Source organism: Actinomycetota bacterium (genome assembly GCA_005774595.1).
In the GTDB taxonomy this organism is placed as follows: Bacteria; Actinomycetota; Coriobacteriia; order Anaerosomatales; family D1FN1-002; genus D1FN1-002.
Map to the genome: position 1 here is coordinate 1 of VAUM01000423.1, position 1411 is coordinate 1411.

Annotated in this window: 2 protein-coding genes; both read left to right on the top strand. The window is 70.5% G+C overall.

What is annotated here, in order from left to right; all coding sequences use genetic code 11:
- The first annotated feature begins 154 nt into the window (after positions 1 to 154).
- Positions 155 to 682 (top strand): GTP-binding protein, encoded by a 528-nt coding sequence (locus FDZ70_10660; protein ID TLM66057.1) that lies wholly within the window; start codon positions 155 to 157, stop codon positions 680 to 682.
- Between the two features lie 3 nt (positions 683 to 685).
- Positions 686 to 1411: hypothetical protein (locus FDZ70_10665; GenBank protein ID TLM66058.1), on the top strand; the 726-nt coding region annotated here is incomplete at its 3' end.

Sequence of the window (1411 nt, forward strand, 5' to 3'; positions counted from 1 at the left end):
GATCTGATCCATGTGCAGCCCGCCGCCACCGTGAAGAAGATCCCGGAACGCGGCGAGGCCGGCGGGCTGCACATGGATCAGATCATCGACAAGGACCTCGTCATGCGCCTCATCGACGGGATCAAGGACCTGTGAGTAGGACGGAGCAGCACGGATGCAGTCTGTGAAGGTCGTCGTCACCGGGCCCTTCAACGCCGGCAAGACGACGTTCATCAAGGCGGTGAGCGAGATCACGGTGCTCTCGACCGAGCGCCAGATCAGCGACACCTCGGGCGAAGGAGCGGGCGAGACCACCGTCGCGATGGACTTCGGCCGCATCACCATCGCTGACGACGTCGTGCTCTACCTGTTCGGGACCCCCGGACAGGAGCGCTTCTCGTTCATGTGGGAGACGCTGTCCGAGGGCATGCTCGGCTTCGTCCTACTCGTGGACGCCACCGATGACGAGTCCTACGCGGACGCGCGCTCGATGATCCAGTTCTTCACGAAGATGTCCGACGTGCCGTTCGTCGTCGCCGGCAACAAGGTCGCCGCCGACGACACCGCGACGCTCGCGGACCTTCGCAGCAGGCTCGAGCTCGCCGACGAGGTGCCGCTGCTGCCGGTGGACGCCCGGGACAAGGACAGCGTGAAGGCGGTGCTGCTCGGTCTGCTCTACCGGATCCTCGAGGGCATGGACTGACCCGTGGACATCATGGCGTACAGGCTTCCCATCCTGGGCGCCGCCGCGCTTCTCTTCCTGCTGTCGCTCATCTACCTCACTTCGACGCTGCGCCGCCGGCGGTGGGAGGACCTCCAGCACCCGCTGGTCGGAGCCGCGACGTCGGAGTCCTGGGTACCTGAGGCAGTACCGCCCGACTCCGTCTCCGTCGAGCTGACGGAGGCGGCCCGGCCAGGGCCGATGGCGACGATACTCGCGGAGCCTCTGCGTACCGGCGACTGGCAGCCCGTGACCGCCGGACCGGAGCATGCGCTGTTCGACCATCCGGAGACCGTGCTGCCGGCCGGTCCGGTCGGGGCCGCGGGCAGCACGGGAGACCTCGCCGAGCTGGCCGCATCGCTCGAGTCCACCGGGCCGCTCGGCACGGCACCGGGGCCGGCACCGGCGCAGGCCGCGGCGGATCTCGGGGCGTGGGCGCCACCCCAGCCTGCTCCGGCCGCCATGACGCGCGCTGCGGATGTCGTCTCGCCGGCACAGCCGGTCGAGCCGCCCGCGTGGTCGCCTGCCGCCGTGGTCACGCCGGCCGGGCGACCGGTGGCGTACGTCGTCGCCGGCGTCGACGACCTGGCCGAGCAGCTCGCGTTGCTCGGGATCGGCTCCCAGACGTCGCCGGCGGGTGCGGCGTTCGCGCCGATCGAGGCGTTCGCCCCGGTGCCGGTCGCGCCCCCCGCGCCCGTGCCGGTGGTGCTC